This is a genomic window from Extibacter sp. GGCC_0201, assembly GCF_017566055.1.
Lineage (GTDB): Bacteria > Bacillota > Clostridia > Lachnospirales > Lachnospiraceae > Extibacter.
The window spans coordinates 1-208 of record NZ_JABFCH010000288.1; the positions used below are offsets into that span (position 1 = coordinate 1).

1 protein-coding gene is annotated in these 208 nt (G+C 49.0%); it reads left to right on the forward strand.

The window, feature by feature from the left end; genetic code table 11:
• Nucleotides 1-208, forward strand: a 208-nt coding sequence (locus HJV72_RS19560; RefSeq protein ID WP_208073553.1) for a sigma-70 family RNA polymerase sigma factor, incomplete at both ends; no start/stop codon positions are given.

Here is a 208-nt window from a genome sequence, read left to right on the forward strand (position 1 = left end):
AAATCCACCTCAAAGAAAATATCCAAAAGCTTTATGACAAAGTAGAAAATGAACTCTCCCAGCGCGAAAGGCTCGTCCTGAAGATGCGGTACGGCCTCTACAACGGAGAAGAATACACACAGCGGGAAATTGCCAGGCAGCTGGGAATCTCCCGCTCCTACGTCTCCCGCATCGAAAAAAGTGCGGTGGAGAAGCTGCGGGAATTTTT